This window comes from Methylobacterium soli, from assembly GCF_008806385.1.
Lineage (GTDB): Bacteria > Pseudomonadota > Alphaproteobacteria > Rhizobiales > Beijerinckiaceae > Methylobacterium > Methylobacterium soli.
Genome location: NZ_VZZK01000042.1, coordinates 26,200 through 45,095, shown reverse-complemented (window position 1 = coordinate 45,095; position 18,896 = coordinate 26,200). Strand labels below are relative to the sequence as shown.

The following is an 18,896-nucleotide window of genomic DNA, read 5'->3' as shown; positions in this document are numbered from 1 at the left end:
GACGCGCTGCCGAAAGCGCTCAAGGTTGTAGCCGTCGCCAAGGAGGTTTCGCATCCGGACAGCTAGACCGCCTCGACCACTGCCTCAGGCAGGTTATGTCACCCAGACCCAGCCCACGGTATCACCGAGGCAACGGGATTGTTGCGCCCCGAGCGATCGTATCGCTGCGGGGCTTTTCTACGGCCCCTCAACTCGGCCACACGTAAATCTCGTGCACGCTGCCGTTGTAGTTGAACCAGTAGACCTCCGTCGCGGGGTTCAGTCCGTGATCGTGGTAGGCCGTCGCGATGCTTCGCACCAAGGTTTCGGCCTCTATCCGATCGGCAATGTCGCAAGCGAGCATCTGCGGCCGGCGGCCACCGAAGCTTCCAAGATCGCGAATGAAAATAGAGTGTGCCATGAGCCCTCCGTTTTCTGTCGTGAACCTACACTGTGGCGGGTCTACGGTTCGGGAATTCGAAGGTTCAGAATCTTCACCTGTGATGGTTAATGGGTTTTAAGGGAATTTTTTGCATTTTGCCTACAGCCAGCGCGTGCATAACCGCGGCGGGATCGTCGATAGCACTCCTGAGCCCGCCAGCGGTGTAATCCACGCAAGCCGAGTGCGGTCGTAGCGCTGCGGGACTTTTCACCGACCGGTCAACCCCTCTGGAAATCAGGCCGTTCGTAGAGCGAACGTACCGCCTTGAAGGTCGATATCGGCTTCTTGCCTCCGTCTCGGACGATCAGACAAACACGTTCATGCGGCCGGCCGACCCAACGTCTATAGGCTTGAAGCACCGCTTCGCCCAGGCTGCACTTTGCCGAGCTCTTCTCGGAGGCCGGGCTTGTCTCGCCGCCCTCGATCCAGAGGAGCGTGACCGGCTCGTTATAATCGATCTGGCGCATATGCCTGCCCATATTGGGTTCGCTGTACAGAGAAGAATCATTTCTCCGGAGACAGCAACGGCTGCGCTGCGCTGAGTACGGCCGCGTACCCAACTGTGCGAGCATAAGTCCCTTCTCGCGCGTCCGTAGGGTCCTGCACCCGATCCTCGAAGCTCACGCAAGGCCGAGTGCGGTCGTAGCGCTGCAGGGCTTTTCTACGGGTCAATCCTTCGGGAAGTCAGGACGCTCGTATATCGACCGAACTGCCTTGTAGGTCGTGAGTGGCTTGCGCTTCGCATCCCGCCTGATGATGCACAAGCGAGCATTCGGCCGAGCGGACCACTCGGGCATGACCTGACGGACGGCTTCGGACAGACAGATGTCTGTCGTCGCTTTCCGTTGAACAGAGTTAGTGCCGATCTCGTCGTTCCAAACGATCGTGACAGGTTCATCGTAGTCGAACTGCGTCATACGGTCTCCCGGATCTGCCTTCCTGCAGCAGAGTTTCCGGTATTGGTTCAACTGAACCCAACGTTGTCGGCCGTCTTCGCCCATGCACCCCACCACCTCAGCCCGCGCCTCCGGCGACAAGGTCTGCATCAGGATCGGGGATGAGCGGGGAGGACGATCCATTGAGATCGCGCCCGAGCGCGCCGTCGAGCTGATCCAGCAATTGACCGACGCGGCTTGTGCGGCGTTGGCCGCGAGACGGAAGCCTACTTGCGCACCGGCTCGTTCTCGGCCAGCAGCGTGACGCCAACAAAGTCACCACGCCTCCAGGCACGGCGGACACGGCAGGTCAGGTTGCGGCCAGGGAAGTTCAACGTGAAACTCTCGGGCAGTACGTGCCGCCGTGCGACGCCGAGCTTGGCTCCCGACACAGACATATCCCTGAGGACACACGGGATCTGCTCACCGTCTTCCAGCAGGATCGTCGCCAGCGTCATCGTGGTGTGACGATCGCCGCCCGTGCGCTTCTCGGGCTGGGTGGCGGCTTGTGGCCGGTCTTCGGGAGGCATCATTTTGCAGTTGGGTCGCGGTTCGATCCGATCCTTCTGATGCGCTCGGGTTTCGGAAGGTTGAATGCCGAGGCCGTAGGCCAGTCCAGGCTCGGCTGGCGTAAGAAGGTGCTGATGCCCGGCAACCCCGCCCTCTCCGACCTCTGGCAACTTCACTGGTGCGCCTGGGAGATCATGGCGCTCACCGCCATCGAGATGCCGGGTGCGGTGATGCGGGAGATAAGTGCCCCTCGATGACCGGCCTGACCTTCTCCGGCGACGGCCTGCTCCAGCGCTTCTCCAACCAACTTGGCGAGCTCGGCGCCCGCGCACCCATCGCCCTGGCCCGCGCTCTGAACCACACCGGCACCAAGGCACGCGCCCAAGTCATCAGGGCGCTCACGCAGCAGACAGGCCTGAAGCGCTCCACCATCGTCCGGGCCGTGAGGGTCAACAAGGCGACCGCAACGGCCGAGCAGTTCGGCTACGCCGGCAGCCTGACCTACACGCTGACGACGCAGGGCGGCGACATCAGTCTCAAGTTCTTCAGCCCGAAGGAGACCCGGGCCGGCGTCTCAGCCGCGCCCCGCGGTCGCCGTCAACTCTTCGCCGGCACCTTCACCAAGGGCGGTCGCTTCCTGAACCGCAAAGGCCCAGTAATGGGCGGCCACGTGTTCACGAACGTCAGCCCCAACCACGTATGGTGCGGCAAGGCGCTGCCGCAGAACTCGGGCGTCTACATCCCGGACGAGATGCTGCAGGGCGCGACCGCAGCGGCGTTCGACAAGGTCATGGTTGACGAGCTCGAGGCCCGGGTGAGCCACGAGATCGGGTTTCTGATGGGGATGCCGGGGCTGTGAGTCGAGCGAGCGCAGCCTGAACAGTTCGCTACCTTTGTGTGCTGAGACTCATCGCACTCCAGCGACTCTGTGGGTTCGGCAACGCAAGCTCGGCGAGCGTTGAATGCGGAATGACTTTCCGGCCAATCTGGAGCGCTGGCGAGATCATTCAGGACGATCTCGCGGTTTAATATAGTACCCCTAATCGACCACCAAGCATTCCGAGGCCAAACACGAGGAGACAGCCTGTGACCAGGCTGAGACTATCCTTATGATGCGAATACTGCAGCGAAGCGTAAGCGGCGCTCACCGCCAGCATGAGTATCGCCGTTATGGAAATGGGATGCACAATCATTGTTACTCCGCTCGGAATATCTTTAAATGAAAATCGCACCGGAGTCTGTAGCGCAGATACCACATTCGCGGTGTTGGGCACTAAAGCAAATGCAAAAAGCGTTGATAGCGACCGCTTTTCGCAAGTTGTTGTTTTAAATAGATTCGTGCGATAAATAAAGCCCTACTCACAACAAAGCGTCAACTGATGTATTCCTATTGATCGATTATGAAAAAATTCAACAACTATCAATGTTGAAAGCTATCAAATTTCAGTAAGTAGTATTTTATATTACCGATAGATCGTCACACGAAGCGTTGTGTCTTTACGTTCGCGAAAAGCTCCCATCAACCTTCATAGGCCAGCAAGTCGGGTTCGGCACGTTTGCTCGAACCCGTCCCCTAACGGGAATGCTATTCCGAACGCGCTGTTTTCCGAAGACTAAGCACAGATCCTGGCTAGGCTTTGACCGCGGCATTTTGGCCAGGGTTAACTATGATTTTCAATGACTTTGAAATCTGATGGCCGGTAAACCCTCAGAAGCCCATTCGATGACTTTAGGTCAGATCTCAGAGCAGCAGCGAAGGCGAAGCAGGAAACACAGTTGGGACTGTATAGCAAACTAGCGGCCGCACTTGCTGATGATGCCCGACTCGCGCGCGACATAAAGCGTTCGTTGGTGGACGGGCTTTACCAGCCGTTTGCCTCTCTCGTCGTAGGAGCGGTTTCCGGCGCTATTGTTGCGACCGCCGCAGCGTTCTGGTCAAACGACTTAGCAATCTCCTTGGCCGCAGGGGCGGTCACCATCATAGGGCTGGCTCGGGTTCTGCTCGCTTGGATCTACTTCAACCGGGAGACTGAGAGAAGCGATCGCTACGAGAGATGGGAGACGTACTTCTCGATCGGAGCCTACGCGTTTGCTGCATCGCTCGGCGTTCTCTCGTTTCTAATTACCACCCGCTCCTCCAATCTCGCCCTCCAGGTCATCACCCCTACCTTCACGATCGGCTATGCCGCAGGGATCTCAGGGCGAAATGCTGGGCGCCCGCTGTTAGCCATCGGCCAGGTGCTGTTATCGGCAATGCCGCTGTCGGCCGGGCTTCTCGCGTCGGGAGATGGAGAGAGAGCCTCGCTCGGTATTCTCTCGCTTCTTTTTGCATATGGGATGATCGATATCACGCTCAGTACACGTGAGATCATCGTCTCAGCCTTGGTCACGACCCGGGAGAAGGAAGCTCTTGCAGAGCAGTTCCGAGCCCAAGCGAACCTGTTCGACATCGCGTTACGGAACATGTCGCACGGGCTCTGCATGTTTGATGTCGAAGGCAAGCTCCAGGTCTGGAACGAGCAGTTCGTCAGAATTTCTGGCATATCCCCGAACCTCGTTCACGCAGATGCCTCCGCCAAGTCGTTGTTTGAAATCAGCAATGCTGTCATCGATGCGACGGTATGCCGACGAAATCCGGCAGAAGCGGAATTTACCGAAGCAACCAATGCGCTGAAGTCCGGCAATTTGATCGTCAAGCTGCCAGACGATCGCATTGTTTCATTGATGCAGCGCCAGACTGCGGAAAAGGGCTCCGTTATCATCTTCGAAGACATTACGGAGCGACGGCACAGTGAGGCCCGCATCCAGCAGATGGCATGCTATGACGATCTTACGGGCTTGCTGAATCGAAGCAGTTTCAGATCAAAAGTAACAGAATCGTTGAAGTCGAGCTCTCGAGAAGCAAGCGGTTTTGCAGTCCATCTGCTCGATCTCGATCATTTCAAAGTGATCAACGACACGATGGGTCATCCTGCCGGTGATCGACTTCTGCAGTTGGTTGCGGACCGGTTGCGCGCTGTCTCGCAAGCTTCTCAGACAGTCGCTCGGCTTGGTGGAGACGAGTTCGTCATCATCCAGCACTCTGTCACCTGCCCGGCAGACGCCGTGGAGCTCGCTCAGCACATCCTCCAAGAGCTGGAGCGCCCGTTTGAAATCGATGGCATGCCGGTCACCGTTGGCGCGTCCATCGGCATCGCCCTTGCGCCAGATCATGCGGATGACGAAGATAAACTTCTCAAGCGCGCGGATATCGCACTCTACGCGGTTAAAGCGGACGGCCGAAGCGGCTTCAGAATCTTCCAACATGAGATGGAGTTAGCGACGCGAGCCCGGCACGCGGTGGAGTCCGACCTTCGGGGTGCCTTGGCCAACGGCGAGTTCGAACTTCATTACCAGCCCATCGTTGATCCAGCGACCGGCAACGCTGTCAGCTGCGAAGCCCTGTTGAGATGGAAGCATCCGGTCGCCGGCTACATTCCTCCCTCCGAGTTCATCCCCGTAGCCGAGGATACAGGCCTCATCCTGCAACTCGGCGAATGGGTTCTCCATGAGGCCTGTCAGGAGGCCAGGCACTGGCCACAAGATGTAAGCGTCGCTGTCAATCTGTCTCCTCGGCAGTTCAGCGAGCCTCAATTGGCATTCCAGGTTGTAAGGGCGCTCGAGCGCTCCGGTCTGCCACCACAACGTTTGGAGCTGGAGATCACTGAAAGCGTGACCCTGGGTGCTACCCAGAAGGTTGTCGAGACGATCAGCAATCTCCGTCGGCTCGGCGTACGCCTGTCTCTGGACGACTTCGGAACTGGATATTCGTCTCTCAGTTACCTGCGTAAATACGCCTTTGACAAGCTGAAGATAGATCGTTCTTTTGTTACAGATTTGAGCAAGACTGCCGAGTCCATTGCTATCATCCGAGCAATCATCGGGATGGGCAGAAGCATCGGTATGGTGATTGTCGTTGAAGGCGTCGAGACAGAGGCGCAGCTTGCAACCCTCAGGGAGGAGGGCTGCGATCTGGTTCAGGGGTACTACTTCAGTCGACCCGTTCCCTCGCAAGGTATTCGGGCCATGCTTGCAGCACCGGGGACACTGTCCAAGCTGGCCAGCTGAAGCCTCTTAGCCGTGTATCCGGACCTCGCACGGCTTGGCGGGCGGAGCTTTCGCTATCAGCCTATCCTGGGCGGTGACGAGGCGCTCCATGATACTGAGATCCCTGTCCGTCAGGTTCATAGCGGCGGCAGCCCACACCGTTACGATCTTTCTCAGTTCCTCGAGCGAGATGCGGTCGACCTCGCGTGCGGCCTGATAGATCGCTTGCTGACCATTGCGGCGGCGGTGATTGCCGGCAATGTAAGAGCGCACTGCGGCTTCGCCCTGACCGCGCTCCGCAAGGATATGAACGATTCCGAGCTCATGCATCTCCTCCGCTGAATACGTTCGTCCTCCGAGAATAAGCTCTTGAGCTTTAATCGTTCCGAGGCGTCTAGCCAGGAAGCTGTAGGCTCCCATCCCAGGAAATAAACCGAACAGAATTTCCGGGAAGCCGAACTTGGTCCCTTTCTCGGCTATAATCACATCGAACGAGAGTAGGCCCTCGAAGCCACCACCCAGCGCATCGCCTTGGACCAGGCCGACTGTTATGATCGGCAGATTGAGCGCGTTCATGTTGCGGTGAAGTACGTCGACACATGAGTTGCCATAGTTTATGAGGGCCGCTTCATCGCCCGCTCGGATCTTACTGGCGAAGAGCTGCAGGTCGCCTCCGAGGCTGAACACTCCAGGGAAACGCGATCCGAAGACAAAGTATTTTATATCCAGGCAATTTGCAGCGAAACTCCTCTCTATGCCGTCTTGAAGCCGCTTGAAGTCCGCCAACATGCCCGGATTTTGGCATGGACGTCCGTCGGGGCGCATGTAAGCCCACAAGGTACCATTCGACGCTTCGAGATTGACTTCGACCTGTTGCAGTTCGGAAAGCCCTCGCTCCAGCGCCGGTGCGCTTGAGTTCAGGATCCGCTTCTCGCTCCTTCGGCCAACAGCCCCCGGCCGACGCCGAACCGGGATCGGTCCAGGATATGGCACCGTACCCTTTGAGATACCTGCAGAAGACGCCATGTCACCAGGATCCGTTAAGTGATCCTTAACCCTATGTTGGCGGCTTCGGCAGAGCTAGAGGGCCGGGCTGCCGTCCCGGGGATTCTTGCTAGGTGGTTAATTCCTCGGACGCCTGAGTCTGTCTTGCTCAGCGACCTCCATGGGGTTGGAACTGGACCTGCGAAGCGTGGCCGCACGCTTCGTCGCGCGCAAAAAAAGCCCGAGCGGAGGCGGACAGATGGGCATCTTGTCCGGTGGCCCGGCAACCGAGTTGCGGAGATAGGTTCTGCGGGTCCTCCCCTGGCTGCCCCACCCGTTGCGGGCAGAGTTGCTCCCGACTTTTGGCTCTCTGCAGGTCTGGATTTCGAGGTTCGCATTAGGTGTTAGCCGGCGGGAATGCGCCAAGATCATCGGGGTGTCCGAGGCGGCGATCCGGAAGGCCATCAAGTCCGGCCGCATCACCGCAGAGCCGGACGGGACGCTGGATCCCGAGGTTGTTCGTGAGGCCTGGATCAGGAGCACGGACCCGGCGCGTACCGCCGTGCGCACCGGTTCGCAGGGTAGGCAGCCGGTCGAGCTAGCCCCGGCCATCGCCGCCCAGGCCTCGGTCGAGGCTCAGCTTGCGACCACCCGGGTCCGGGAGATCCTGGCGGCCGAGGGCATCCAGGTCGATGGGCCGCTCACCTTCAACGATGCCCGCACGGCAGAGAAGATCGTCCAGACCTGGCAGCGGAACCAGGCACACGCTGAGGCTCAGGGGCGCCTGATCGACGCCGAGGCCGCGGGCCGGCGCTGGGCCGATGAGATCGTGAAGCTCCGGGCGCGCCTGCTCGCCATTCCGGGTGACATCGCGCTGGAGCTGAGCCACCTGACGAAGCACGACGTCTCGGTCATCGACCGGATCGTGCGGGATGCCATGGAAGCGGGCGCCGGTGACGACGCTTCTTGATCAGACCGCCGCGAAGGCACTCGCCAAGCTTCGACCACCGCCCCGCCTGCCGCTGTCGCAGTGGATCGAGCGTCACATGCGCCTTCCCGAGGGGCTCGCCGCGAAGCCGGGACCCGTCCGGCTCTGGCCGTTCCAGAAGGAGATCGCTGACGCGATCACCGACCCGATGCTCGAGCGCGTCACGGTACGCAAGTGCGTCCGCGTCGGCTACACCACTCTGCTCACCGGTGCAGGCCGCCGTCAGTGGGAGGGTTCGGGTATCGCGAGGAAGCTGATGCGGCCCCGCCTCTTGAGTACGCCCGCCTACCGACCCCGCCCAATAATGGTTTCCGGCTGTTTCTCAGGCAGGGAAGGCCTCGTGATGAGAAGCACGCTCCGGCTCTGCAAATAGGCTGGTCTGCAAATGAGGCTCTCAGTCCGAGAACTCGACCAAGAGGTACAGGGCCGCAAGCGCACAGATGATTGCGTACACTGCTCCCATGCCCACAACCCCTCCAATCGCAGAGGAGGGCGAGAGATTACTTGGGTCGGGGTGGTTTTCGGCAGACATGATTGAATTTGAGCAAGCACGCCGCGTGCTTGCAACAAATATTCTGCATTAAGACCGATCTAATCCGAGCCGGCCGGTCACCGCGCGCCTACTGACATCGAGAGATCCTATGGCTCTGACTGCCATCGGCCGCGCCCCCTCGTCGCGCGCGAGGCACTGAAAACCCGCGCCTACAAGGATAATGTCGGCGTCTGGACTATCGGCGTCGGGCGCACCTCGGCGGCTGGCCCGCCTGCCGTGACCAGCGGTCTCGTCGTCACTGAAGCTGAGGCGCTGGCGATCTTCGACCGCGACCTCGTGAACTACGAGGCGACCGTCGACCAGGTCGTGAAGGTGTGGCTCGCCGACCACGAGCGCGATGCCTTGGTCTCGATCTGCTTCAACATCGGCCAGGGCGGCTTCGCTAAGTCCACGTTCGTGAAGCGACTGAATGCGGGCGACCGTGCCGGCTGCGCCGCGGCGATCATGTCTTGGACGAAGAATAAAGAGCTGATCGGCCGCCGCACCGCCGAGCGCGACCAGTTCCTCACCCCCTACAGCGTCAGCCCGCCGAAGGCCCGGAGCGGCGACCGCTCGCCTGTGAAGGCCGATGGCTCGGCCCCCGCTACCCTCGTCAAACCGAAGAGCGATCGCATGTCCGTCACCGCAGGCAACTGGGCCGAGACATCGCTCGCCCGCTACGAGGTGGAGGCGATCCAGAAGCGCCTGCGCGACCTCGGCTACTACATGGTCGGTAAGGTCGATGGCATCTGGGGGCCGTCCACGGCCGGCGCTCTGATCGCGCTGCAGACCCAAGCCGGCATCACCGCCGACGGGCGTTGGAGTCCGCAGTCGAAGGCCGCGCTCGACGACGACAAGAACCAGCGCAAAGTCTCTGACGAACGGAAGCGCACCACCGCGGCCGACCTCCGCGCGCAAGGCTCCGTCATCGCGATTCAGGGCAGCCGGGTGACGTGGTCCTCGGTCTGGCAGATCGTGCTCGGCGCGATGGGCATCCTCCAGTACCTCGCCCAGAATTGGCAGGGCGACCTTTCGAGCCTGCCATTTCCGGCTAGCCTGATCCTCGGCTTCCTGCCGCCGTGGGTCGCGCCGGTCCTGATCATCCTGCTCAACGTCTACAACGCACTCGCCGCCCAGGGCATCGTCAAGGCCCGCGTCGTGGCCGAGCGGACCGGCCTGCACAACGGCGAACCTGACCCGGCGCCGAGCCCGCCCGTGTCCGCGGCGCCCGACGGGCCGCGGCTCGGCGGCATCCTGGGCTCGCTCTTTGGTACCCGGTGAGGGCGTCTCGATGGACGCCATCGATCCCTCGGCAGGCGTGCAGCGGCCCGCCTTTCTGCGTCTGCACGGCTCAAGGGACAGAGTGATGGGGGATCAACAACCGACCTCGGACGACGCTGCCTGGGTCAAGATGCAGATCGACATGGCGGTGACCAAGGAGAAGGTCGACGCCGTCCTGGGCGATGTCCGGGGCATCCGCGAGGACCTGCGCAACGTCTACGCCACCAAGACCGAGCTGAAGGAGGTCGCCGAGGATGTGGCCGGCCTCAAAAACAACGTGAGCTGGCTGGTGAAGGCAATCCTCGGCGCGGTGCTGACGGCCGCGCTCGGACTCGTTCTGGTCAAGGGCGGGGTGCCGCACTGATGGACAGCAACAAGCCCCCGATTCCAGACCTCGACCGCACCGACGAGATCTACGCCCGCGCCATCGAGCTCGCCTACGGCCCGTCCCGGCGCCAGGCGAACGTGCAGCGCGTGCTCAACGTAATCTACTATGGCGCCATCCTGATCGCTCTCGCCTGGATCTTCTCCATGGTGCTCGACCGGACTGTGCCGGTCCGGCAGATCCTGCGCGAGGTGGTGAACCCGAACCGGCAGGTGCATGTCGGCGAGCGCATCCTGATCCATGGCATCCGCCAGCGCGACCGCCAATGCGAGCTGACGCGACGCTGGTGGATGATCGACGGCGGTGGCCGCCGCCTGGACTACGAGGCCGAGCGCTTCGACGCCTACGGCGAGATGGGCCGCGAGGAGGAGACCATCGGTCCCTTCATCCCGCTCGATGCCATGCCCGGGCGCGGGCGGCTCTACGGCGTCTTGGCCTACGACTGCAACCCGCTGCAGCGAGCCTTGGGCTGGTCGATCGTCAGCGTGCTGCCGGCGCTGGAGTTCGAGATCCTGCCGCGCCGGACGAGTGAGCAATGACCGGCTCCGGCCACCTCGTCATGGCGCTCCTCGCCGGCATCCTCATCGGCCTCGCCGTCGCGGCGGTGGTGCGGGATCAGCTAAAAGATAGATAGGCGCCAGGAATAAAGCTTTCCACCAGCAAGGGAAGCGAAACACCAGAGGCAATGTATTACCAGCGTGCACTTACGCTGGATCCAACCATGAAACTCCTACTCGCTACGTTGCCCGCTCTCTTCTTTGCCATAGACGCTCCGACACCTGTGATCGTACTTGTGGGAGCTTTTCTTGCAGGCCCAATCTGCAGCGTGTTCCTGACGGAGAAGACCGAAGCCTAGCCTGCGCCGCACTCACCCGAGACCACCTCAGCCCGCCGGGTTCGCCGCGGCGGGTTTTTCCTTCCTCAACGAGAGGCCTACGGCCTCACTCGTTCGCGGGATCGTCGACTTTTAGACAGTACCAGTTGTGTCACAATGGCGGGGTTTCGTACGAACCCATACCGGCCATCTAACCATGTGAGTTGACGAATGGTTAATTGCGGGCAACCTCGCCCTGGGCAGTTGCAGATCACGAACAGGAAGCAGTCCTGACGGCAATCTGTTCAGTGCGGGGGCGTAGGTGGACAAGCGTAAAAAGCTTTCATGGGATGACATACTCAACCAATCATCCGACCCGAAGCCACTTGATCGCGTCGAATCCTCGGAGGTCCACCTCAACAGTGTTGTGCGGCTGATCAGCCCCGCCGAGGAGGTTGCAGGCAAGTCGCCGCCCACCCGCAGTTCGTCACCTGAGGAATGGTCTCACCTGATCGAACGTGTGCGGAGCGCCGCAACCCGCGTGCGCGAAGTCGAGACCGAAGCCCACGAACAGGAATTGCGCGTTCAGGACCTTCTCGAGCGGGTGCGCGAGGACATCGCCAACGCCAATGAGCGCGTCAAGGCGGCGGAGGCGCATACGCGCGAGATCCAGACGCGCGCGGACGCGCTGCTCAAGGCGGCCGATGAGCGGGTGCGTGCCGCCGAGGAGCGGGCACGGATCGCGGAGGAGTGGCTGGCACGCGTCTACGACACCATCGCGAGCGAGTTCGCATTCGCCCAGCCCGAGAAGCGCTCCGTATGACCCGGGCAGCACGCGAGATGGAGGTTGTGCTGGACGCCATGCTCTTTGGTCCGAACGATGGTCCGGGTCCCGGCAGCATCGTCATGGGAGCCTCGTCCATGACGGCGCCCGTGCAGAATGTCGTGCCGCTCTTCAACGAGCAGGAGGCGCGCGACGACGGAGCCGGCGCGATGCCCATGCCTTCGGACGACGCGACCGAAGCGTATGCTCTGGACGCTGCCGACTGGCCGGGCGCCATTCAGCTCGTGCGCGATGTCGGCGCGCGAGTCCGGCGGGCACGCGACCTGGCGCAGGAACTCACGCGGGAGTCGCAATCCCTCGTTCAGCGCAGCCTGTCTCAGACCGAGGCGGCCGAGGAGCGCGCACGCGTGGCGGCAGCCGCGGCCCAAAAGGCCATCTTGCGCGCCGAGAAGGCGGAGGAGGCCGCGCGCCTTGCCGAGGCGCGGGCCGAGCGCGCCGAGGCGCAGGCGCAGGCCGCCAAGGCTGCCGAGGCCGAAGCGCGGCTCTGGCTTGGGCGGCTCTACACCAGCCTGAAAAGTGAGTTCGACAGCTTGACCGAGAGTGAGTGAGCTGAGCGCTAGCTTCCCTCACTAATCAGCCCCATAGCCTCTGGCGCGCGGGCCTTTCTTGCGTTCGACCTGGCATGCGCGCAGATTGCTCGCGAGGGATGTCCCTATTCCTCAACCGAGAGACTCTACCTCAGCCCGCCCGGCTGCCTTCCCCGCCGGCGCGGGCTTCTTGTTGCGCTCCGAACCTGATCTAGGTCAGTTACTGCCGGGCGATGCAGGCGCAGGATGCGTGCGTCGGGTCGGCATGCCCCCCGCCGTCCGACACGGCCCCACCAGTCTACCTGCCTGTTCCCACGCTGGCGGGGCCGTCCTGACCTTAGGGCGTGACTTCCGCCCCGCAGCCTCAGGCTCGCGGGGTTTTCTGTGGCCCTACTCCCTTTGAGCCGAGCGAGTTTACCCGTCTGGCTTATCCAGTTGGCTTGCACAGAGACAATACTCGACGGATCATGCGGCAACGGAGTCAATATTCTGGCTCTGGAGGCGACGAGTAGCCTCGCGCCGGCTTCGCGCCCTGGCTTGCAGGGTAGTTCAGTCGCCACCCTTCGCCCCGCAGCCTTACGGCTCGCGGGGCTTTTCGTTGGTCGATTGCGTCAGGGCATGGGCGGCTCCTTGCTGCCGAACCGATATCCAAGCGCGCCGGTGATAAGAGCTATTGCTCCTGCCGCAAGCCTGTCAAAGGCCGCGACTAGATTTTCCAATTATATAGCGAGGCAACCGGCGATGGTGAGCCGGATACTCGTACGATACCCACTCAAACACTAGACGAGGCACCACCGATGGACCGGAACGACGCCGAGACTTCAGCGCGCTGCCCCTGGCTCAGCTCATGTAGGTCGGACCAGGGTACATCAAGGTTGCAGATTGGGCGGACGCCCTCCAGACTGGCAAGGATCCCTCTCGGATAAACATGGCGAACGCCTCGACCACCTCCCACTGATCAAAGGCGCGCACCCCGTCCACAGCGCGACACACGATACAGGCTCTTTCAGAAGCACCCGCGCTAGGTGGTCGGCTTTCTAACGTGAACACCACTCCTGACCGATCAGGCCTCAGCTCATCTGGCAAAGCGTCGATCCTGCGCCAGAGGCAGTACCAGCGCGCGCATGCCTTCGGACGCTCATGGTAGATCCCGCACGCCCACCCGGTGTTATGCCGACACAGGATGCCCGCGGGCTTGCTGAGCGCTTTGATCTCCAACATTCGGCAACAGACCGTGCATCCGCCGCATGATCGGCCCGGGTCGGTCATCGCTTCGGTTCCTTCGCCAGAATCGCTCACCGCTAGTCCCGCGCACTTACCACGCTCCGAGGCCCTCGCTGATGGCTGCATGAGGGTTGCTCGGCTCGGCGGAACGGTCCTTCGCATCCCGCTGTTGCCCTGGCACTTCAGGGGAGTGATATGCTAACGGGCAGCCTGTTGTGGCTCATCGGGATTCCGATCCCGATCATCATCTTGGTTTGGTTCTTCTTCCTGCGCGGTCGATGATCTGTCGGCTGCAAGTGATCTTAGATCATTTGCATATCGTCCCGCTTAAGTCCGAGCCTGCGCACCATGTCTCGGGACAGGCCGCCCACAAGGTAGGTCTTCGTGCCGTCGGCCGAGAGGCCTCTGACCACCGCTAACGCCTCTTCGGCGCTCGGCTTCACGACCGCGTAGGTTCGATGAGCCTCGCGTCGCTGGACGACCGTGATCAAGAACGCTTTGTATCGATCGGCCTTCGGCATCGATGGCCCATCGCATAGATAAGCCGACTAACATAGCCGGGACTGCCAACGGCAAACAGCTATCGGACGGGTTGCTCCATGCCAGAGCGCAGGCCCCAAACCCCGGCGCGGGTAGCGATCCGGTAACCACGCCGCGCCATCATTTGGCCTCTGGCGGCGAATTGCTCAACCTTGCAGTCAGACAGGCGGGCCGGGCTTTCTTCGAAGGTCGGCTCGGTCCGCCACTCCGCACCGGCCGCGCTCAGTCGCAGGCCGAGCCGCCGGCTCTCAGCCGTTTCCCGCCACCTGCCGGGCCGTCCTGAAGGCGTGCTGTGCTTCGCCTACTTGTCGTGGTGGCCGGCGGCGACGCGGTCGGTCAGGGCCATCAGGAGCCCCGAGACCACGAAGATCATGTGCAGGCCGACGAGCCAGGCGAGGTCGCGGTCGGAACTGGCCTTCACGTCCATGAAGGCCTTCAGGAGCTGGATCGCCGAGATGGCCACGATCGACGACATCAGCTTGAGCTTCAGGCCCGTGAAGTCGATCGTGCCCATCCATTCGGGCCAGTCCTTGTGGTCCGAATGGTCGAACTTTGAGACGAAGTTCTCGTAGCCCGAGAACATCACGATGATCAGGAGCGAGGCGGTGAAGGACAAGTCCACCAGCGTCAGCACGCCGAGGATCGTCTGCGACTCGTTCGATTCGAGCGCGTGGAGCGCGAAATGGGCGATTTCCTGGAGGAGCTTGACGAGGAGCACGAACAGGCCGATCGCCAGTGCCCCGTAGAACGGGGCCAGCAGCCACCGGCACGCGAACAGGGCTCGCTCAAACGCCCGTTCCAGCATCCGCATCCTCTCCCGCTCAAGCTTCGTGGGCGGTGTCGCACGCCCGCGCGACACCGGCAAGGTTCGGGCACTAGCGCCGCACGACCCCACCAGCCCAGCCGCCACCCTTCAGGCTCGCTGTCTCGGCCGTCTTGTAGATCGGCACCAGCTCGCGTCGGCCGTTTCTGAACTCGATGACGACCTCTTCCGCGCAGGTCCGCATGTCGTCGGAGCCGACGAGGTAGTCGAAAACCCAGAACGGGTTGGAGCGCTTGCTGGGCTTCAGGTCCACGGCCACGCGTAGGACGAGCCGGATCCGGTGCTCGCCGGCGTGCTGGCCGCGGATCAGCGCATGGGCGGCGGCCGTCTGCGCGATGAACGCGGAGCCGATGGTCGTCTCTGGGAAGTTGCGCGAGTGGTAGTCGTCGGTGGTGACCTCGCGCCAGGGCGGCAGTACGATCATTTCAGCCCCACCTCACGAAGGCTGCGATGACCGAGATTACCAACGCTGCGAGCAGCCAGGGATGTCCGTAGGCGACAGCGAAATAGATCAGTCCAAAGAAGGCCGCCGCGATCGCGATCATGACGGCGCCGGCAACAGGGTTCATCGCTTCTCCAAGCGCGCCTTCGGCATGACTTTGCGAAGGGCGGCCTTCTTCAGCCCCATGCTCGCCTCAGGATCTCTCAGCGTCTTAGCGACGAAGGACTGGCTCCGCAGGAAGGCGATCATGTTCAAGGCATACTCCGCCCCGACGTTGAGGCGCCCGACCGATGGGTCGGCTGCCGCTGCATCGACAGCAGCGTCCACGTCCTGTTGAGAAAGGCATCCCTGCCGCAGCAGCGCCTCGATGGTTTGGGCTGAAGTCATACCGAAATAGCTAGGGCGCAGTTGCAGACCGGTCAGGCCCAGCATGGTCGGCAGGATCACCGCTTCTTCGGCCGAGCCAGCAGGATTGCCGTGCGCACAGCCATCCGCCTCGTACCTTGTGACGCCGTTTTGTCACGGAGCACTGCCGAGGCATGTCGGTCTGCCTTCACGACCGCGACGAGATCCAGCTCGTAGCCGTCGCCGATCGAGAATGAGGCGGCCTTTCGATCCGCCATGTAGGCGTCTACCGCCGCGTGCAGGTCCTCGGCGGTGATCGCCTTCGCCTTGAACAGCTCGCCGGTGGTCGGTGGTGATTCGGCCATGTCTCAGATCATACCGTTCGCCACCGGAAATCCCAGATCGGAATGCCAGTCCCGGCGCCCGGCACGTTCCGGTAGTAGGTCACCGGCCCGGACTTGATGCGGTCGGCCAGCACGGTCTCCACCTTCCTGCCGCCGAGCACGAGCGCCCCGCAGAAATCGACGCGGACCGTGCCGAGCTGAGGGTGCACGCCGAAGAGCTCGGGCGTCGTCCAGCCGTGCTCGATGAGGTCGGCACTGTGCCGATCGAGCGCATCCAGGCTGGCTTCGTGCATCGCAGCCCAGGCCGCTGCCGTCATCCCGGGGCATGGCGGCACGTTCGGTTTGAGACGCAAGAGGCCGTCGCGCCAGGCCTGAAGGGCGGAGGGTGGTGTCTGCGGTGCGGGCGATGCGGACATGGATCCCAGGCGGCTCGAGGGAGCGCCGGGAATAAGCGGGCGGCTGGCGACTCGCTAGGACTGGGAGGGCACACTGGCCCACCCGGCAAGCCCCTCCACCAACCCACGGGTCGCCAACCTCCGCTCCGGCACCGAACCCTTCCCCTCAGCGATAAAGCGGTAGAGCGTCGAGCGTGGCAGTCACATCTGCAGTGTCCTCCACTCCAAGATGCGTTTCAAATTTTGCGCGCGTTCGGTACGAGCCAGAACCTATATTAAAGAAAGTTAATATGATTTGGTCTGATCACACCGCTGCTGTGGGCCGAGCCACGTGCGGGACAGACTGTCGATGCGAGGAATCGTGCTGCAAGAAGTCAGGTCCGTGCGCGAACGCGTTGTGGACGTTCTCTTATTCCTGTTGTCGCAGACCGATCAGCCCTCGCGCGACGATTGGCTTAGCGCTGTCGACGACCTCTTCGGTGACCTGCGCGAGAATGAGAAGCAGCGCATGGTTGACGCGGGCATCTCCATGCTGGCCGCAGAGCGTGCGCGTTCGGCTCCAACACTCAAGTTGATCCAAGGCGGTGCAGTTGCGGATGGTCGAGACCCGCGTGACCGTCCGAAGCGGCTGAGCTCGGCCGCTTATTGTCGAGCCGTTGTCGGGGAGAATGTTCCCATGCTTTCCCACCGCGGCACTGTTCGAGTAGCCACGGCTGCCAAATGAGGCGTGTTGCAGAACGCGAGCCCTTTCTCGGACGCTTTTTTGGGATGTGTTCCGAGACAATCGGCGTCTAATAGCTTGATTGCGCCTGGGTATGTGTTCTCGAACGACCGTTGTCCGGGCAAGCACGCTGTCCGAGGCACCGGATGCAAATCGGACGCTTCGGAACCGACTGGGTCGCGAAGGCTCTGTCAGGGGGCTTCTTTTCGCTTACTGCTCATCTCGGCAGCCCGCCGATACCAGACCCGAGACTTCTGGGCATCGCCTTTGGCTTGTAGGCCGAGCGACTTGAGGTAGACCGCATCGTAGCTCTTTGCCATACCAAGTGCGCCGGAGATCTCGCCTGCCTTATACGCTTCCTCGTAGAGGTAGCGGGCGACCGAGTACTGGCCCCGGCGCAGAAATTGATCGGCTTTCTCCACCGCGCCGGTCGGGGCAGCGGCAACCAACCCGGGTGCTCTCATATCGGGGCCGGGGCTCATCGGCTCAGCTGTTTTCGTCTGACCAGTCGCTGCTCCGGCCACCCCTGGCGTCACGGTCGGCTGTGGCGCCGCATCCGTTGGTTTCGCCTCGGCGGCCACTTTTGGTCCTCCCGGGTCCACAGCTGATCCGGTCTCCTTCACCTCGGCGGCCCTTGCGGGCTCCGGATTGGAGGTGGCCTCGTGCACCTGCGCATCTTGGGCGTTCGCCACTTCGCGCAATGGCGCGGGAGCCACAGCCTCTTCCGGGAGCGCGGGGGGCGGCAGGTTGGTGAGCCGTTCCGGTGCTGGGTTTGCCGTATTGACGGCCAGCTTGAAGTCCTCCGCCGTCCATAGCGGCGGCATCTCCGGTTTTCGTGTGGTGCGAGCCTCGGGCGGAGGCGCCTTCCGCGCAGGTGCCTCCGTCTCGCGTGCATCTTGCCCGCGTTGGCCGATCGTGAAGAAGGCGGCTGAGCCGCCACCAATCACCGTGACGATCCCGACGGACCAAAGGATGAGACGATACTTGCGGTAAAAGCGACGCAGTGAGCTTTCAGCAATGAAGTTCTGCGGCTTGGAAAGAGCGGAATCGTAGGGGGACTTCCGCACCATGGACGCCTTCCTGCCCAATGCGCACGAAGTGTATCACCTGAAAGCTGCTTAACTGCTTCTCAAATGCAATAAGCTGGATAATCGTATGAAACCGTACAATAAGGTCTTCTGAAGCATTACCGACGACCTGATCAAAGCGTAGGCATATCACGTGGAGCCAAGCAGGCGCGAACATGCGCCTGCCCCGTTCTGACAGGGGCGGCGGATCAATGAGCACACCTACCTGCCACGTCTACTCACCATCATCAACGGCTAAGGAGAGCAGCTACTTCAGTATGCTGTCATCGAACTTGACGGCGCAGCGTTGAACCGAACCTGCCTGCGAGTTGCGCGCCTGAACGACCGTCCCGCCGCGCCCCAGGCAGGCAGTCGAGAATTCGTCTGGGGGGCTGGAGAACAAGGCTGCCAGGGACGCTTGCACTGACTTTTGAGCGGTTGCAGCAACCGCGGCGAGGTGAGCAATACCGCCTACTCGATCGGCGTCAGCATAGCGCTGCAGGCTCAGCGCCGCGACAGCGACCACAAGCATACCCAGGAGAATGTTGCGAGCGTTGCGTCGGCGCGCTGGCTGGACAACGGCGCAGTGAGGGCAGCACCTTGCATCGCTGAGAATGGGTTGCTTGCACCGCTTACATCTCAGAAGATGACCAGCCATTTGCCGCTCTCCCGAACTATCGTCGGTCCT

At 61.9% G+C, this 18,896-nt stretch carries 24 protein-coding genes; 11 read left to right on the top strand and 13 right to left on the bottom strand.

Annotated elements, in window-relative coordinates:
* Positions 1–187: 187 nt before the first annotated feature.
* From F6X53_RS27085 to F6X53_RS27070, 4 genes are all read right to left on the bottom strand, one after another.
* Complete coding sequence (locus F6X53_RS27085; RefSeq protein WP_151004225.1) at positions 188–400, bottom strand: phosphoribosylformylglycinamidine synthase subunit PurQ; 213 nt, start codon at positions 398–400, stop codon at positions 188–190.
* A 239-nt stretch (positions 401–639) separates the two neighbouring features.
* The gene (locus tag F6X53_RS27080; RefSeq protein ID WP_151004223.1) at positions 640–888 is read right to left on the bottom strand and encodes a hypothetical protein; all 249 of its coding nucleotides are present in this window, start codon (positions 886–888) and stop codon (positions 640–642) included.
* A gap of 201 nt (positions 889–1,089) precedes the next feature.
* Positions 1,090–1,338, bottom strand: coding sequence for a hypothetical protein (locus tag F6X53_RS27075; protein ID WP_151004221.1), 249 nt, complete (start codon positions 1,336–1,338; stop codon positions 1,090–1,092).
* Positions 1,339–1,583: 245 nt separating this feature from the next.
* Entirely contained in the window at positions 1,584–1,889 is a 306-nt protein-coding gene (locus F6X53_RS27070; protein ID WP_151004219.1) for a PilZ domain-containing protein, read from the bottom strand.
* Between the two features lie 36 nt (positions 1,890–1,925).
* Between F6X53_RS27070 and F6X53_RS27065 the strand changes: the two genes are divergently transcribed.
* The 3 genes from F6X53_RS27065 to F6X53_RS27055 all read left to right on the top strand — a co-directional run bounded on the left by F6X53_RS27065 (position 1,926) and on the right by F6X53_RS27055 (position 5,973).
* Complete coding sequence (locus tag F6X53_RS27065) at positions 1,926–2,123, top strand: hypothetical protein (protein WP_151004217.1); 198 nt, start codon at positions 1,926–1,928, stop codon at positions 2,121–2,123.
* Positions 2,120–2,725, top strand: a complete 606-nt coding sequence (locus F6X53_RS27060) for a hypothetical protein (protein ID WP_151004215.1) — start codon at positions 2,120–2,122, stop codon at positions 2,723–2,725. Before F6X53_RS27065 ends, F6X53_RS27060 begins: the two co-directional genes overlap by 4 nt.
* A gap of 917 nt (positions 2,726–3,642) precedes the next feature.
* On the top strand, positions 3,643–5,973 hold the full coding sequence (locus tag F6X53_RS27055; RefSeq protein WP_151004213.1) for a putative bifunctional diguanylate cyclase/phosphodiesterase: 2,331 nt from the start codon (positions 3,643–3,645) through the stop codon (positions 5,971–5,973).
* Between the two features lie 6 nt (positions 5,974–5,979).
* Here F6X53_RS27055 and F6X53_RS27050 read toward each other — a convergent pair whose 3' ends face one another.
* A complete protein-coding gene (locus tag F6X53_RS27050; RefSeq protein ID WP_151004211.1) occupies positions 5,980–6,978 on the bottom strand; it encodes a crotonase/enoyl-CoA hydratase family protein in 999 nt (332 codons plus the stop codon).
* Between the two features lie 394 nt (positions 6,979–7,372).
* Here F6X53_RS27050 and F6X53_RS27045 point away from each other — a divergent pair, with 394 nt between their 5' ends.
* From F6X53_RS27045 to F6X53_RS27015, 7 genes are all read left to right on the top strand, one after another.
* Complete coding sequence (locus tag F6X53_RS27045) at positions 7,373–7,906, top strand: hypothetical protein (protein WP_151004209.1); 534 nt, start codon at positions 7,373–7,375, stop codon at positions 7,904–7,906.
* Complete coding sequence (locus tag F6X53_RS27040; RefSeq protein ID WP_238296178.1) at positions 7,890–8,297, top strand: phage terminase large subunit family protein; 408 nt, start codon at positions 7,890–7,892, stop codon at positions 8,295–8,297. Before F6X53_RS27045 ends, F6X53_RS27040 begins: the two co-directional genes overlap by 17 nt.
* Before the next feature lie 255 nt (positions 8,298–8,552).
* Positions 8,553–9,737 carry a glycoside hydrolase family protein gene (locus F6X53_RS27035; RefSeq protein ID WP_373875877.1) on the top strand — a complete coding sequence of 395 codons (1,185 nt, stop codon included), beginning with the start codon at positions 8,553–8,555 and terminating at the stop codon, positions 9,735–9,737.
* Positions 9,738–9,747: 10 nt separating this feature from the next.
* Complete coding sequence (locus F6X53_RS27030) at positions 9,748–10,101, top strand: hypothetical protein (RefSeq protein WP_151004203.1); 354 nt, start codon at positions 9,748–9,750, stop codon at positions 10,099–10,101.
* Entirely contained in the window at positions 10,101–10,661 is a 561-nt protein-coding gene (locus tag F6X53_RS27025) for a hypothetical protein (protein ID WP_151004201.1), read from the top strand. Before F6X53_RS27030 ends, F6X53_RS27025 begins: the two co-directional genes overlap by 1 nt.
* Before the next feature lie 597 nt (positions 10,662–11,258).
* On the top strand, positions 11,259–11,759 hold the full coding sequence (locus F6X53_RS27020) for a hypothetical protein (RefSeq protein WP_151004199.1): 501 nt from the start codon (positions 11,259–11,261) through the stop codon (positions 11,757–11,759).
* Positions 11,760–11,857: 98 nt separating this feature from the next.
* Positions 11,858–12,328, top strand: coding sequence for a hypothetical protein (locus tag F6X53_RS27015; protein WP_151004197.1), 471 nt, complete (start codon positions 11,858–11,860; stop codon positions 12,326–12,328).
* A gap of 1,505 nt (positions 12,329–13,833) precedes the next feature.
* Here F6X53_RS27015 and F6X53_RS27005 read toward each other — a convergent pair.
* From F6X53_RS27005 to F6X53_RS26975, 7 genes are all read right to left on the bottom strand, one after another.
* A complete protein-coding gene (locus F6X53_RS27005; protein WP_151004195.1) occupies positions 13,834–14,052 on the bottom strand; it encodes a hypothetical protein in 219 nt (72 codons plus the stop codon).
* Positions 14,053–14,372: 320 nt separating this feature from the next.
* Entirely contained in the window at positions 14,373–14,876 is a 504-nt protein-coding gene (locus F6X53_RS27000; protein WP_151004193.1) for a TIGR00645 family protein, read from the bottom strand.
* 70 nt (positions 14,877–14,946) lie between these two features.
* Positions 14,947–15,318 (bottom strand): hypothetical protein, encoded by a 372-nt coding sequence (locus tag F6X53_RS26995; protein ID WP_151004191.1) that lies wholly within the window; start codon positions 15,316–15,318, stop codon positions 14,947–14,949.
* 1 nt (position 15,319) lies between these two features.
* On the bottom strand, positions 15,320–15,463 hold the full coding sequence (locus tag F6X53_RS26990) for a DUF4175 domain-containing protein (protein WP_151004189.1): 144 nt from the start codon (positions 15,461–15,463) through the stop codon (positions 15,320–15,322).
* The gene (locus F6X53_RS26985) at positions 15,460–15,783 is read right to left on the bottom strand and encodes a hypothetical protein (RefSeq protein WP_151004187.1); all 324 of its coding nucleotides are present in this window, start codon (positions 15,781–15,783) and stop codon (positions 15,460–15,462) included. Before F6X53_RS26985 ends, F6X53_RS26990 begins: the two co-directional genes overlap by 4 nt.
* Positions 15,780–16,046, bottom strand: coding sequence for a hypothetical protein (locus F6X53_RS26980; protein WP_151004185.1), 267 nt, complete (start codon positions 16,044–16,046; stop codon positions 15,780–15,782). The genes F6X53_RS26985 and F6X53_RS26980 overlap by 4 nt, the downstream gene beginning before the upstream one ends.
* A gap of 8 nt (positions 16,047–16,054) precedes the next feature.
* On the bottom strand, positions 16,055–16,441 hold the full coding sequence (locus F6X53_RS26975; protein WP_151004183.1) for a hypothetical protein: 387 nt from the start codon (positions 16,439–16,441) through the stop codon (positions 16,055–16,057).
* Between the two features lie 328 nt (positions 16,442–16,769).
* Here F6X53_RS26975 and F6X53_RS26970 point away from each other — a divergent pair, with 328 nt between their 5' ends.
* Positions 16,770–17,144, top strand: a complete 375-nt coding sequence (locus F6X53_RS26970; RefSeq protein ID WP_151004181.1) for a hypothetical protein — start codon at positions 16,770–16,772, stop codon at positions 17,142–17,144.
* Positions 17,145–17,332: 188 nt separating this feature from the next.
* Here the strand turns inward: F6X53_RS26970 and F6X53_RS26965 are convergent, their stop codons facing one another.
* A complete protein-coding gene (locus F6X53_RS26965) occupies positions 17,333–18,211 on the bottom strand; it encodes a hypothetical protein (protein ID WP_151004179.1) in 879 nt (292 codons plus the stop codon).
* Positions 18,212–18,896 lie beyond the last annotated feature (685 nt).